This is a genomic window from Pseudomonas sp. FP1762 (genome assembly GCF_030687105.1).
Lineage (GTDB): Bacteria > Pseudomonadota > Gammaproteobacteria > Pseudomonadales > Pseudomonadaceae > Aquipseudomonas > Aquipseudomonas siliginis.
This window is the reverse complement of record NZ_CP117458.1, coordinates 34,765-48,643: the sequence shown is the minus strand read 5'-3', so window position 1 is coordinate 48,643 and position 13,879 is coordinate 34,765. Positions and strand designations below refer to the sequence as shown.

Sequence of the window (13,879 nt, the reverse complement as noted above, 5' to 3'; positions counted from 1 at the left end):
TTTCTGACATCAAAAAACTGGCATGCAGGCTGCAATACCTCACTCAGCCCGGGCAGAACAGCACTGCCCCAACAGAACAAGCGTGAGGAACACAGGATGACTCGCCCAATCGCCGCCCAAGTACGTATTTCGCCACTGCAGATCCAGCAAGGTCTGTTCGGTGTACTGGCGTTGCTGATCACCCTGATCGTCTGCCAGCAGTACATGAGCTGGGAAAACAGCCGTAAACCCGAGCCATTGATTTCGATGCAGCACAGCACTCAGACGCACTTCAGTGCCGTGAGCAGCAGCCAGGCTGAAAACGCTTCGATGCACATGATCGATGTCGACCAGGCGCAACCGCTGGATCAATTGCCACGGGAAGAGCGCTGGGTTTTCTAAGTCAGTGAATACATTCGGGCGCGTAGCGCCGGAAACCGGAAACACCCCTAAATAGAGAAGTAAGGAGAATCACCATGTTGAGCTGGGCAATTACATTCTTGATCATTGCCATCATCGCCGCCGTTCTGGGCTTCGGTGGTATCGCGGGCACCGCCACGGGTATCGCCAAGATTCTCTTTGTCGTGTTCCTGGTGATGTTCATCGCTTCCTTCTTCTTTGGCCGTCGCGGCCGAGGTTAACGATGATCGGTCTCAAGACATTGGCCGCCGCCCTGCTTCTGGGCGGCAGTGCCATGGCCATGGCGGCCAATGACGGCCAGGCCCGGGTCAACGAACTGCTCGCCTCCGACGCGCAGTACCGTGAAACCTGGGAAGGCGTGATCAAAAAGGAAGAGCGCGTACCGGAATGGGTGATCAACCTGTCCGGCACTTCCGAGCAACAGATGCACGCCGTTACGGAAGATGGTGATCAGTATCTGGTCGGCCCGCTCTGCGAGAGTCAGGACAAGTGCCTGAATCACCGGTTGATCGTGGCCTTCAGCTTCGACAAGGATGACGCCTACGCCATGCTGGTCGATGTGCCGGAAGGTCTGCCGCAGGACAAGTCGCCGACGCGCCACGCGACTTATCGCTTCTTCGGCAAACCTGATCAGGGCATGCAGGATCTGCTGATGGAAACCCTGAAGAAAGATCCGAAGTGGTACTGACGCAGGACGCGCAAAGGTTTCGAACACGAAAGCAGCGCCCCGCTGCTTTCCATTGCGCCGCCCGATGAGGGTCGGTGCATGACCAGGGGGCCGGGACGTTCTGACTGATGCAGAGTCGGAGTGACCTACGGGTACAGGGAGTACCTGCGCAAGGGCCGGGTCAGGGTAAAAGCTGCGCCGCAGGTTCGTCGACCCGATGGTCTGACGAATCTGCGCTGGGCTTTGAATCAGCTAAACCATTGATCCAGCGCGCCAATCCCCTTCTTTGAATCTTCGACACTGGGCGGAAAAACATTTCGCGGTGTTTCCTGACGACCGTATATCGACAAAGATCGCGCTCGATTCGTGTAACTCCTAGTCTTTCGATTTGGAGTTTTTCTGGAAATTTCCGCCAATTCCCGCTGTTCAAAATTTGACCGCCCTAAGCTGTAATGGCCGGTTCACGGCACTTATGCCGGCTGAAATGTCACAATCGAACCGCTTTGGACGCCAGTTTCAATTGAAAAAGCTCATGCCGATTCGGCATAGGGTAGGCGTTTACGGCATTAGACGGCGCCACCTTGCATCGGAATAGTTGCGCCTTTTTTCGCCTGCCGAAGAGCCGTAAACACGCGCTTCGGGGCACCTTATACGGAGGCAGATGCACAGACTTTTCCGCTGATGAGCGTTCCAGTTCCTGCATGTGCCTGAGTCAAACGCAAGTAAGGGTAAAGATAATGAAGAAGGCAAAAATCAGCCTCGCCTGGCAGATCCTCATCGGTCTGGTTCTGGGGATTGCACTGGGTGCGTTGCTCAATCACTTCAGCGCCGAGAAGGCCTGGTGGATCAGCAACGTCCTGCAACCGGCAGGCGATATCTTTATCCGTCTGATCAAGATGATCGTGATCCCGATCGTCATTTCCTCGCTGATCGTCGGCATCGCTGGCGTGGGCGACGCCAAGAAGCTCGGGCGTATCGGCCTGAAGACGATCATCTATTTCGAAATCGTCACCACCATCGCCATCGTCGTCGGCCTGGTGCTGGCCAACGTGTTCCATCCGGGCACCGGCATCGACATGAGCACTCTGGGCACGGTGGATATCTCCAAGTACCAGGCGACCGCCGCCGAAGTGCAGCATGAACATGCGTTCATCGAAACCATCCTCAACCTGATCCCGTCGAACATCTTCGCGGCCATGGCTCGCGGCGAAATGCTGCCGATCATCTTCTTCTCCGTACTGTTCGGTCTCGGCCTGTCGAGCCTGCAGTCGGACCTGCGCGAGCCGCTGGTAAAGATGTTCCAGGGCGTTTCGGAAAGCATGTTCAAAGTCACCCACATGATCATGAACTACGCTCCGATTGGCGTATTCGCACTGATCGCGGTGACCGTCGCCAATTTCGGCTTCGCTTCGCTGTTGCCGCTGGCAAAACTGGTGATTCTGGTTTACGTCGCCATCGCCTTCTTCGCCTTCGTCGTGCTGGGCCTGATCGCCAAGCTGTTCGGCTTCTCGGTGCTCAAGCTGATGCGCATCTTCAAGGATGAGCTGGTGCTGGCCTACTCCACCGCTTCCTCGGAAACCGTGCTGCCACGTGTCATCGAGAAGATGGAAGCCTACGGCGCGCCGAAAGCCATCTGCAGCTTCGTGGTACCGACCGGTTACTCGTTCAACCTCGACGGCTCGACCCTGTACCAGTCGATCGCGGCGATCTTCATTGCCCAGCTGTACGGCATTGACCTGTCGATCAGCCAGCAACTGCTGCTGGTGTTGACGCTGATGGTCACCTCCAAAGGCATCGCCGGCGTACCGGGCGTGTCCTTCGTGGTGCTGCTGGCCACTCTGGGCAGCGTTGGCATCCCGCTCGAAGGCCTGGCGTTCATCGCTGGTGTCGATCGCATCATGGACATGGCGCGTACTGCACTGAACGTGATCGGTAATGCCTTGGCAGTGCTGGTTATCGCGCGCTGGGAAGGCATGTACGACGACGCCAAGGGCGAGCGTTACTGGAATTCCCTGCCGCACTGGCGCAGCAAGGAAAAACTGCCGGCTGGTGAGATTTCCAAGAACTGACACCCCCCTGTAGGAGCTGCCGCAGGCTGCGATCTTTTGATCTTGCTTTTAAAAAACAAAATCAAAAGATCGCAGCCTTCGGCAGCTCCTACAGTAGATTGAGGCCACCCAGTAAATCGGGGGGCGGCAGATCCATACGAACCCCGGAGCAATCCGGGGTTTGTCGTTTCTGGTGACCCCGCTATCATTCGCCGCATTCTTCGGGGGATTTGACTGATGCTTAATGGCCTGTGGCTTGGCTTCTTCATCGTGGCAGCCGTGTCGGCGCTGGCGCAGTGGCTGATCGGCGGCAACGCCGGGATCTTTGCGGCGATGGTGGAAAGCATTTTCGCCATGGCCAAGCTGTCGGTCGAAGTCATGGTGCTGCTGTTCGGCACCCTCACCCTGTGGCTGGGCTTTCTGCGCATCGCCGAAAAGGCCGGGATCGTCGAGTGGCTGGCCAAGGTGCTCGGTCCGCTGTTTCTGCGGCTGATGCCGGAAGTCCCGGCCGGCCACCCTGCCCTTGGCCTGATCACGCTGAACTTCGCCGCCAACGGTCTGGGCCTGGACAACGCCGCCACGCCGATCGGCCTCAAAGCCATGAAAGCGCTGCAGGAGCTCAACCCCAGCGCCACCATCGCCAGCAATGCGCAGATCCTGTTTCTGGTGCTCAACGCCTCGTCACTGACCCTGCTGCCCGTGACCATCTTCATGTACCGCGCCCAGCAAGGCGCGCCGGATCCGACGCTGGTGTTCCTGCCGATTCTGCTGGCGACCAGTTGCTCGACCATCGTCGGCTTCCTCTCCGTTGCCTTCATGCAACGCCTGCGCATCTGGGACCCGGTGGTGCTCGCCTATCTGGTGCCCGGCGCGCTGATCCTCGGCGGCTTCATGGCCCTGCTTGGTACGCTTTCTGCGACAGCACTGGCGGGATTGTCGTCGATCCTCGGCAATCTCACGTTGTTCGGCTTGATCATGCTGTTCTTGCTGATCGGCGCGCTGCGCAAGGTCAAGGTTTACGAGGCGTTCGTCGAAGGCGCGAAAGAGGGCTTCGATGTGGCGAAGAACCTCTTGCCGTATCTGGTGGCGATGCTCTGTGCGGTTGGCGTGTTGCGCGCCTCTGGTGCGCTGGATTTCGGCCTGGACGGTATTCGTCATCTGGTCGAGTGGGCCGGCTGGGACACGCGCTTCGTCGATGCGCTGCCGACGGCGATGGTCAAACCGTTTTCCGGCAGCGCCGCGCGGGCGATGCTCATCGAGACCATGCAGACCTCCGGCGTCGACAGCTTCCCGGCGCTGGTCGCGGCGACGGTGCAGGGCAGTACCGAAACCACGTTCTATGTGCTGGCGGTGTACTTCGGCGCGGTGGGGATTCAGCGCGCACGGCATGCAGTGGGTTGTGCGTTGTTGGCCGAGTTGGCCGGTGTACTCGGCGCGATTGGCGTCTGCTACTGGTTCTTTGGTTGATAAAGAACCCTGTGGGAGCTGGCTTGCCAGCGATGAGGGAAGCACATCCGAAATATCTGGTAGCTGACACACCGCCATCGCGGGCAAGCCCGCTCCCACAGGGATTGCGTTGGGCTTAAGGCCTTTGGGGGGCCAGTTTCTGGCCTTGCTCCACGGCCCAGGCCACAACCTCGGCCGTAAGGCGATCACTGGCCTGGCCAAACCCGGCGACCACCGCTGGCACCTGCACATCATTCAACGACTGGCGCTCTTCAAAACGGCGGCTGGCGAGGATGCGCTGGTCATAGCCACGCACCAGCAACGCATCGACCCGCACCACAACGCCGGCCTGGGTGCCCTGATATTCCGTCTGAAACGCCTGCAAGCTACCGCCCAGTTCCAGATCTGCCTGAAAGTTGCTGTCGTCGGTGCTCAGCAGCGTCACCCGACCATCACGCTGGAATCCATCGAGCAGACGATTGCGCAGCAATACCGGCGCCGGATCGCTCCAGCGCGAGCCCTTGTAGCTGCTGATCACATCGCCCTGCGGGATCACGGCAATGCTCGGCCGGTTCAGCGCTTCGCTGGCCTGCAATTTATTCAAGCGCAGCGACCACGGCTGAACCGTCGCCGGGCTGGCCGAGGCGGGCGCCGGTGCAGCGGGCAGGCGGTAAACATCCGAAGGTTCCGACTTGGGCAAGATCGAGCACGCGCCGATCAGGGTCAGGCCAGCGCCGAGCAGGGCGATTCGAGTCAGTTTCATGGGGTGAATTCCTTGTTCTTGTCGCTGCCCAGCAGGTAGCCGCTGGGGTTGGCCTCAAGGCGTTGGGAAATGGCGCGCAGCGAGGTCAGCGTCTCGCGCAGTTCGCGAATCGCCGGGGCCAGGCCGTTGAGGCCCTGCATGCCGTTATCCAGCGAATTCTGATTTTTGCTGAGCAAGCCGTTGATGGTCACGCTGCTTTGCTCCAGCGACTTCATCGCCTGCTCGGCGCTGCCAAGGGCCTGTTTGCCCTGATCGTTGAGCAGGCCGTTGGCGTTGCGCATCAGCAGCGAGGTCTGCTCGAGCATGCTGCCGGCCTGTTTGCCGACTGTTGCCAGTTGCTGCATGGCTTGCTTGATGTCGCCGCGCTGGTCATTGATGGTGCCGGTGGTCTGTTCCAGATGGGCGAGGGTCTTGCTCACGCGCTCGACGTTTTCCGCGGAGAACATGTTGTTGGCGTTTTGCAGCAGGGCGCTGATGCCGGTCATCAAGTCGCTGCTGTCGTTGAGCAGACGCGAAATAGGCGAGGGCGAGGCGACCAGCGTTGGCAGCTTGCCGTCATGCCCGAGCAATTTCGGGCTCTCGGGTGTGCCGCCGCTCAGCTGGATGATCGACGTGCCAGTAATGCCGGTCAGTGCCAGCTTGGCCTGGGTGTCTTCCTTGACCGGCGTGTCGCCCGCCAGACGAATCCGCGCCAGCACCCGGCGCGGGTCCTGCGGGTCGAGGCGCAGGCTGACCACGTCACCGACCTTGATGCCGCTGTACTGCACCGAGCTGCCCTTGGACAGACCGCTGACCGCCTCGTTGAACACCACTTCGTAATCCTTGAACTCGGTGTCGACGCTGGATTTGGCCAGAAACAGGCCGAAGAGCAGGGCGCCGGCCACGACGATCACCGTGAACAGGCCGATCAACACATGATGGGCTCGGGTTTCCATATCAGACCTCGTTGAGCAGTTTGGCGGCGTCCAGCGCCGAGCGGCCGCGCGGGCCGTGGAAGTATTCGTGAATCCACGCGTCGGCGGTTTCCGAGACGACGTCGATAGGGCCGGCAACCAGCACTTTCTTCTGCGCCAGCACCGCCACGCGATCGGTGATGGTGTACAGCGTGTCGAGGTCGTGGGTGACCAGAAACACACTCAGACCCAACGCGTCACGCAGGGTCAGGATCAATTGATCGAACTGCGCCGCGCCAATCGGATCAAGGCCGGCGGTGGGTTCGTCGAGAAACAGAATGTCCGGATCCAGCGCCAGGGCCCGCGCGAGCGCCGCACGCTTGATCATGCCGCCGGACAACGACGCCGGGTATTTGTCCGCCGCCGACAGCGGCAGCCCGGCCAGCGCCAGTTTCACCGCCGCCAGGTGCTCGGCGTCGTGACGGCTGAGGCCGGCGTGTTCGATAAGGGGCAGGGCGACGTTCTCGGTCACGGTCAGCGACGAGAACAGCGCGCCCTTCTGGAACAACACACCAAAGCGCCTTTCGATCAGCGAGCGTTCATGCTCGGCCAGGTTCGGCAGGTTCTGGCCGAAGACTTTGACCATGCCTTCGCTGGGCCGATTCAGCCCGACAATGCTGCGCAGCAGCACCGATTTACCGGTGCCGGAGCCACCTACTACGGCGAGGATTTCGCCTTTGTACACGTCCAGATCAAGGTTCTCGTGCACGCTTTGCGGACCGAAGCGATTGCACAGGCCACGGACTTCGATCACCGCCTCCGAGGGCGCGCGGGGTAGACGACTCACCAGCCCATCTCCATGAAAAACAGCGCGGCCACCGCATCAAGCACGATCACCACAAAAATCGACTGGACCACGCTGGAGGTGGTGTGCGCGCCGACCGATTCGGCGCTGCCGCTGACCTTGAAACCTTCCAGGCAACCAATTGCCGCGATCAGGAAGGCGAAGATCGGCGCCTTCACCAGCCCGACCAGAAAATGCTGAATGCCGATGTCCGATTGCAGCAGCGAGAGGAACATTGCCGGCGAGATGTCCAGCGACACCGCACACACCACACCGCCGCCGACGATCCCCGAGAGCATCGCCAGAAACGTCAGCATCGGCAGCGCCACCAGCAGCGCCAGCACACGCGGCACCACCAGCAACTCGATCGGGTCGAGGCCGAGGGTGCGGATCGCGTCGATTTCTTCGTTGGCCTTCATCGAGCCGATCTGCGCGGTGAATGCACTGGCGGTGCGCCCGGCCATCAGGATCGCCGTGAGCAACACGCCGAATTCGCGCAGGAACGAGAAGCCGACCAAGTCCACGGTGAAAATCGTCGCGCCGAAACTGGCCAGTACCGTGGCGCCAAGAAACGCCACCACCGCACCGACCAGAAACGTCAGCAAGGCCACGATCGGCGCAGCGTCGAGGCCGGTCTGCTCGATGTGCGCGATCATCGGCGTAATGCGCCAGCGCTTGGGCCGCAACAGACCACGGGCGATGACTTCGAGAATCAGGCCGACGAAGCCGAGCAGCTGCATCGTGTCTTTCCACACCGTATCCACTGCGCGGCCGATGCGCGTCAGCAGTTGCACGCTGACGCTGACTTCCGGCTCCTTGATCGGCACGCAGAAATCGCTCAGCGAGCAATACACGGTTTGCAGCAAGGCGCGATCAGCCGTCGAAAGGGTGCAATCGGGGTGTTCGGCGGTTTTGCCCAAGCGCTCGGAACCGAGCAGCTCGACCAGCAATGACGCGCCAGCGGTGTCGAGGGCTCCGAGGCCGTTCAGATCGATGGAAGTGTTGGCGTCGTACTGGCCGCGGAGCTTTTCGCTCAGATGCTTGAGCGCGGTGTAGTGGGCGAGCGTCCAGTCGCCGCTGACCCGCAGACGGGCAGGGCTGAGCGCGGTGTCCAGGTGGGCACTGCCGGGGGTTGGGCTGCTGGTCATAAGCTCCGTGCTTGTACGGCCGTTACGAGATCCTACGTAATAGCACGAACCGGATTACTTTTCTTTGGCCGGTGTGCTGTCGGTAATTGCGAAACGCAGCACGCCGATCAACTGGCCATCCTCGGTCAGCACCCGCACCTGCCACTTGCCCGCCGGGTTGCCGGGGAAATTCTGTTTGTGCGTCCACGCCCGGTAGCCTTCCTTGCGCCCGCCATGGATGTCGAGGGCGATGCGGTCGACCTCTTTGCCGTTGAAGGTCCACACGTGATAAATCCGCTCGTCGAGACCGCGCGGCGCGTTGATCGCAGTGTAGGCGTAGAGTCCGCCGCTGCGGATCTGCTCGGCACTGACGGTGTCGAGGCTGGCGCCGGGGGTGCGATCCTGCAACTGCGTGCTGATCGCTACGTCGGTCATCCACAGCGTTGCCGGCGGCACCCACGAACGCAGCGCCCAACCGACGCCGCCGATGCCGAAGGTAATGAACAGAATCGCCAGGGCATTGCGCACCGTGCGGATCGGGAAGATCGACGCCAGGCTCGGGAACGACAGCAGCACGGCAATCCCCAGCGCCCATTTGAAACTCTGCGCAGTGGTCAGGTGCATGATCACCGGCAACGCAGTGAGCAGGGCGGCGAACAGGGTCAGGGTGTGCAGCGCGAGAAACGCCCAGCGCCGTGGCGCCAGCCATTTGTAGTACAGCGGATCGACGATAGAGATCAGTGCGGCAACGCTGAGCAGTCCCGTAAAGACAAACTGGCCGCTGTTCCACGTGGTGGTGATGAAGAAGAATGGCAGAACGAAAAACAGGCTTTCCTGATGGATCATCTGCGTCGCGTAGCGCAGCAGCGGCTGGGGAATCTCGCGCTTGAAGATCCGTGTGAACAACCCGGTCAGGGTGTTTTCCAGCATCAGCCAGATCCAGCTGAGCAGCATGATCACCGTGATCCAGCTGGCCAGGCCCTGTTGGCGATCGACGAGGATGAAACTGCCGACCCCGGAAATGAAACCACCCGCCGCGATCAACCCGGGGTAGCGCTTCATCAGCTCGAGAAGGCGCTGGATAAGGAGGGTCAGTTTTGGCATTTTGGCGGTTCACGACGATATGGGGAAAATCCCGGAAAGGTTAACGCCGCATGCCCCCTGTGGCGAGGGGATTTATCCCCGATCGGCGGCGCCGCCGTCGTAGATCCTGCGAGCGAATTCTGTCTGGATATACCGAGCTGCCCTTATCGGGGCTGCTGCGCAGCCCATCGGGGATAAATCCCCTCGCCACAAGTGCTCACTCACCACAGGATTAATGGCTTCCAGCAATTTTTTGGCGACGATACACACGCCAGCCGATCAACATCAGCAGCACCAGCCCCACCCCACCTGCAGCCAGCCACAACACTTGATCATCACTGATCAACGGCTTCTCGATCCGGATATACCCCGGCTGCAGCAACAGCTCGCGCATCGCCTTGTTCGCCGCTTCCAGCGTCACCCCCTGCAACTCCCGCGCGGGATTGGCAAAGCGACCATCCTGATAGTCGGCCAGCGCGCTCCAGTAATAGTCCGCCAGTGCGCTGTTGCCCTGCACGGCCCAGGCCTGGTGGGCGATGGCGGCTTGCTTGATGCGGGCGAAGGTGCTCGGGTCGAGGCCGTTTTGCAGCAGGTCGGCCTTGAGGTCATCAAGCACTTGAATGGCTTCGTCGACGTCATCGCGATCCAGGTCAGCGTTGAGGCTCATGAAGCCGACACCGCCGAACACTTCGCGCTCGGCCCACGGCCCGTACGACAAGCCATGGTTGAGACGAATCTGCCTGTACAACGCCCAGTCGAGGTAATCCTTGAGAATGTCGAACGTCTGGTCGTACTGATCGTCGAGCACCGGTTCCGGCACCAGCCAGTGCAGCTTGGCGCTGTCGCCGATAAAGCCACGGGTGAGGGTGCGTTCATGGGCGGCACTGGTGCGGATGTCCGGCAGCGGCCGATGTTCGCTCGGCTCGACCGGCTCCAGCTCACCCCAGATACGCTCGAGATAGGCCGGCAGCAGTTTGTCGAGTTCGCCGACGACGATCAGGGTCATGTTGTTCGGCGCATACCAGGCCTTGCGCACCTTCTCCAATTGCTCCTGGGTCAGATGGCCGACCTCGGCGCGCTGCGGGCATTTCAGTCCCAGCTCGACAGCCAGTTGATTGCTCGCGGTATGACCGAGGTCCTGACGGTCGAGGAAACGTTGCAGCTTGGTGTAATGCCCGCCGTCCTCACGCTCGACCACTCGTTTCGCCGCGTTGATTGCGTTGTCGTCGATGCGTGTCTGGGTCAGCAGCGCGAGCAGCAGGTCGAGCACCTTGCGCTGATTTTTCGCCGGGGCTTCGATGACGAACGTGGTGTCGGCATTGCTGGTGAACGCATTCCAGTCCCCGCCCAGCGCCTGCATGCGTTCTTCCAGGCCGCCTTCGCCAGTGGCGTCGATACCGCTGAACAGCAGGTGTTCGAGCAAATGCGGCAGCTCTTTTTCGTCGCAGTCGAAGTCATCGAGGCCGACGCCGACCACCAGCCGGATCGCCACATGCCCACGCTCGGTGCCGGGTTTGAGCATAAGTTGCAAACCGTTGGGCAGCGCATAGCCTTCGACCTGAAACCGATCCAGGGCAAAAGCGGGCAGGGAACCGAGCAACAGACAGGCGAACAACAGGCAACGCATAACAGGCTTCCATACGGCTGATTTGGAGATCCGTGTCGTCAGTCAGGGCCCCATCGCTGGCAAGCCAGCTCCCACAAGGATCTGCGGCGCTTGTAAAACCCTGTGGGAGCTGGCTTGCCAGCGATGACGGTCTCAAGGCTGAACCACTGTAACTGACTGGCCCCAGCCCCAGACGTTCAAGGCGAATGCGTAATGTCGGCCATGTCATCCACCGCCAGCGCGCCAGTGTCCGCCGTTTCCAGCACGACATAGGCGCTGCTGCAGAACAGTGAATTGAGCCGTTTCATGTCGGCAATCAATTCCAGATGCAGCGAACTGGTCTCCAGACTCTGCACGATTTTGCGCTGCAAACGGCTGACGTGGGCGTGGGCCAGACGCCGTTCCTGCGCACGAAAGCGGCGTTTCTCCCGTAACAACTGCCGCGCGCTTTCGCGGTCGCCGCTGAGAAACACCGACAGGCCCAGGCGCAGGTTGGCGATCAGTTGCTGTTGCAGCCCGGCAAGATCTTCCAGGCCTTCTTCGGAAAACGAACGGCGCTGCGAAGTCTTCTGCTGCTGGATCTTGCGCAGCATGCGCTCGATCAGGTCGGCGGCGAGTTTGAGGTTGATCGCCAGTTCGATGATCTCGGCCCAGCGCCGACTGTCGTGCTCGCCGAGATCCTCGCGGGGCATCTGCGCCAGATACAGCTTGATCGCGCTGTACAGCGCTTCGATGTCGTCGGTCAGTCGGCGCATCTCCTGGGTGACGGCGGTCTGCTTGCCGCGCAACACATCGAGGGAGGCGTCGAGCATGTTGTCGAGCAGATCGCCCATGCGCAGGGTTTCCCGCGCGGCATTGGCCAGCGCCAGGCTCGGCGTGACCAGCGCGGTCGGGTCGAGATGGCGTGGTTTGGCGGCGCCGTTGACCTCCGGCCGCTCCGGCAGCAGCCACGCACAAAGCCGCGCCATCGGCCCGACACTGGGCAGCAGGATCAGGCAGCGCGCGGTGTTGTAGAGCAGGTGGAAGCCGATGACCATTTCCTGCGGGCTGAAATCAAGGCTGTCGATCCAGTGCACCAGCGGGTCGAGCACCGGGATGATCAGCAGCAAACCGATCAATTTGTACAACAGACTGCCCAGCGCAACCTGGCGGCCGGCGGCGTTCTGCATGCTGGTGCTCATGAAGGCGAGGATGCCGCTGCCGATGTTGGCGCCGATCACCAGACCGATCGCCACCGGCAAACTGATCACCGCAGCCCCGGCCAGCGTGGCGGTGAGCAGCACGGCGGCGAGGCTGGAGTAGGAAATCATCGCAAACAGTGCGCCGACCAGGGCGTCTAGAAGGATGTCGCCGGTCAGCGAGGCAAAAATCACCTTCACCCCCTGCGCATGGGTGATCGGCGCGGCGGCCTCGACGATCAACTGCAGGGCGAGAATGATCAGCCCCAGCCCGATCGACACCCGGCCCATTTGCCCGAGCCGCGTCTGTTTGCGCGACAGAAAGAAAATCACCCCGAGGAAAATCAGCAGCGGCGACAGCCACGACAGATCGAGGGTCAGCACCCGCGCCATCAACGCGGTACCGACGTCTGCGCCAAGCATGGTCGCCAGCGCCGGGGTCAGCGCCATCAGGCCCTGACCGACAAACGAAGTGACCAGCATCGCCGTGGCGTTGCTGCTCTGCACCATGGCGGTGACGAGAATACCGGCGATGAATGCCAGCCATTTCTTCGACATGTTCTGGCCGATGACATGTCGCAGATTGGTGCCATAAACCCGCAGGATGCCGGTTCGGACGATGTGCGTGCCCCAGATCAACAGGGCGACGGCGGACAGCAGATTGAGCAGGGTGAGCATGCAGACCCCCTGTAGTAGCAGCGCCCCAGAGGGGCAAGTGAACGGCACCGCGCGGTTTCTACGTTCTTGATACTTAAGCTGTAGTTGGCGAACGGTCTCGGCGCCAGCATTGCACAGCTAAAGAGTGGATTGAAACAAAAGTGTCATGAGAAGCGCTTCATACACTCCCATTTAAATCAACGCCGTCTCCTGTGGGAGCGAGCCTGCTCGCGAAAGCGGTGGGCCAGCCAACATTGTTGTCGACTGGCACTCCGTCTTCGCGAGCAGGCCCGCTCCCACAGGGGTGTAGCGTGCTGCCGGGACTACCGGGTTACTGGCCCGGGACATCCTTGCGCAGTTTCACCGGATCCTGCTGTTTCTTTTTCCGGGCCATCGCGCCGCGCAGTTTGATGTTGATAGCCTCAACCGCCAGCGAGAACGCCATGGCGAAGTAGACGTAGCCTTTTGGCACGTGCACGTCGAACGATTCGGCGATCAGCACGGTACCGACCACCAGCAGGAACGACAGCGCGAGCATTTTCAGCGACGGGTGCTTGTCGATGAATTCGCTGATTTTGCCCGACGCCAGCATCATCACCAGCACCGCCACGATGATCGCCGCGACCATCACCGGAACGTGGGAGACCATGCCGACGGCAGTGATCACCGAGTCCAGCGAGAAGACGATATCGATGATCGCGATCTGGATGATGGTGTAGAGGAAGTTGCCGCCCTTGCCCGATGGCGCGTCGTCGCTTTCATCTTCACCTTCCAGCGCGTGGTACATCTCCTGCGAACTCTTCCACAACAGGAACAGGCCACCGAAGAACAGGATCAGGTCGCGGCCGGAGATGCCCTGGCCGAACACTTCGAAGAGGTCGGCAGTGAGGCGCATGACCCAGGTAATCGACAGCAGCAACAGGATCCGGGTGACCATGGCCAGGCCAAGACCGAAGATCCGCGTGCGCTGCTGCATGTGTTTCGGCATGCGGCTGACCAGGATCGAAATCATGATGATGTTATCGATACCGAGGACGATTTCCAGGGCGGTCAGGGTAAAAAAGGCAACCCAGATTTCGGGGTTGGTCAGCCAATCCATGTGTATTCCTTTGAGCGAGTGTTAAACCGAAACAGGTCCGGGCTTCAAACCGCGAAGCCGGGACCCGTA

At 60.8% G+C, this 13,879-nt stretch carries 13 protein-coding genes; 5 read left to right on the top strand and 8 right to left on the bottom strand.

Going from position 1 to position 13,879, the window contains the following annotated elements; all coding sequences use genetic code 11:
* Positions 1 to 96: 96 nt before the first annotated feature.
* From PSH90_RS00220 to PSH90_RS00200, 5 genes are all read left to right on the top strand, one after another.
* Positions 97 to 381 (top strand): hypothetical protein, encoded by a 285-nt coding sequence (locus PSH90_RS00220; protein WP_024014979.1) that lies wholly within the window; start codon positions 97 to 99, stop codon positions 379 to 381.
* A 74-nt stretch (positions 382 to 455) separates the two neighbouring features.
* Complete coding sequence (locus PSH90_RS00215) at positions 456 to 620, top strand: DUF1328 domain-containing protein (RefSeq protein ID WP_003177151.1); 165 nt, start codon at positions 456 to 458, stop codon at positions 618 to 620.
* A gap of 2 nt (positions 621 to 622) precedes the next feature.
* Entirely contained in the window at positions 623 to 1,087 is a 465-nt protein-coding gene (locus PSH90_RS00210; RefSeq protein WP_305381900.1) for an inhibitor of vertebrate lysozyme family protein, read from the top strand.
* A 716-nt stretch (positions 1,088 to 1,803) separates the two neighbouring features.
* Positions 1,804 to 3,135, top strand: coding sequence for a glutamate/aspartate:proton symporter GltP (gene gltP, locus PSH90_RS00205; RefSeq protein WP_039757150.1), 1,332 nt, complete (start codon positions 1,804 to 1,806; stop codon positions 3,133 to 3,135).
* 216 nt (positions 3,136 to 3,351) lie between these two features.
* Positions 3,352 to 4,581, top strand: coding sequence for a nucleoside recognition domain-containing protein (locus tag PSH90_RS00200; protein ID WP_095182301.1), 1,230 nt, complete (start codon positions 3,352 to 3,354; stop codon positions 4,579 to 4,581).
* Between the two features lie 115 nt (positions 4,582 to 4,696).
* Here PSH90_RS00200 and PSH90_RS00195 read toward each other — a convergent pair whose 3' ends face one another.
* From PSH90_RS00195 to PSH90_RS00160, 8 genes are all read right to left on the bottom strand, one after another.
* On the bottom strand, positions 4,697 to 5,323 hold the full coding sequence (locus PSH90_RS00195; RefSeq protein WP_305381899.1) for an ABC-type transport auxiliary lipoprotein family protein: 627 nt from the start codon (positions 5,321 to 5,323) through the stop codon (positions 4,697 to 4,699).
* Positions 5,320 to 6,258: an MlaD family protein gene (locus tag PSH90_RS00190; protein WP_305381898.1), complete on the bottom strand. Its 939-nt coding sequence runs from the start codon at positions 6,256 to 6,258 to the stop codon at positions 5,320 to 5,322. The genes PSH90_RS00195 and PSH90_RS00190 overlap by 4 nt, the downstream gene beginning before the upstream one ends.
* A gap of 1 nt (position 6,259) precedes the next feature.
* On the bottom strand, positions 6,260 to 7,063 hold the full coding sequence (locus PSH90_RS00185; protein ID WP_056791199.1) for an ABC transporter ATP-binding protein: 804 nt from the start codon (positions 7,061 to 7,063) through the stop codon (positions 6,260 to 6,262).
* Positions 7,060 to 8,208: an ABC transporter permease gene (locus PSH90_RS00180; protein ID WP_305381897.1), complete on the bottom strand. Its 1,149-nt coding sequence runs from the start codon at positions 8,206 to 8,208 to the stop codon at positions 7,060 to 7,062. The genes PSH90_RS00185 and PSH90_RS00180 overlap by 4 nt, the downstream gene beginning before the upstream one ends.
* Positions 8,209 to 8,262: 54 nt before the next feature.
* A complete protein-coding gene (locus PSH90_RS00175; RefSeq protein ID WP_041476494.1) occupies positions 8,263 to 9,291 on the bottom strand; it encodes a DUF5924 family protein in 1,029 nt (342 codons plus the stop codon).
* A 211-nt stretch (positions 9,292 to 9,502) separates the two neighbouring features.
* The gene (locus PSH90_RS00170) at positions 9,503 to 10,897 is read right to left on the bottom strand and encodes a pitrilysin family protein (protein ID WP_305381896.1); all 1,395 of its coding nucleotides are present in this window, start codon (positions 10,895 to 10,897) and stop codon (positions 9,503 to 9,505) included.
* 176 nt (positions 10,898 to 11,073) lie between these two features.
* The gene (locus tag PSH90_RS00165) at positions 11,074 to 12,732 is read right to left on the bottom strand and encodes a Na/Pi cotransporter family protein (RefSeq protein WP_056791186.1); all 1,659 of its coding nucleotides are present in this window, start codon (positions 12,730 to 12,732) and stop codon (positions 11,074 to 11,076) included.
* Positions 12,733 to 13,042: 310 nt separating this feature from the next.
* Positions 13,043 to 13,810, bottom strand: coding sequence for a TerC family protein (locus PSH90_RS00160; protein WP_041476497.1), 768 nt, complete (start codon positions 13,808 to 13,810; stop codon positions 13,043 to 13,045).
* Positions 13,811 to 13,879: the final 69 nt, after the last annotated feature.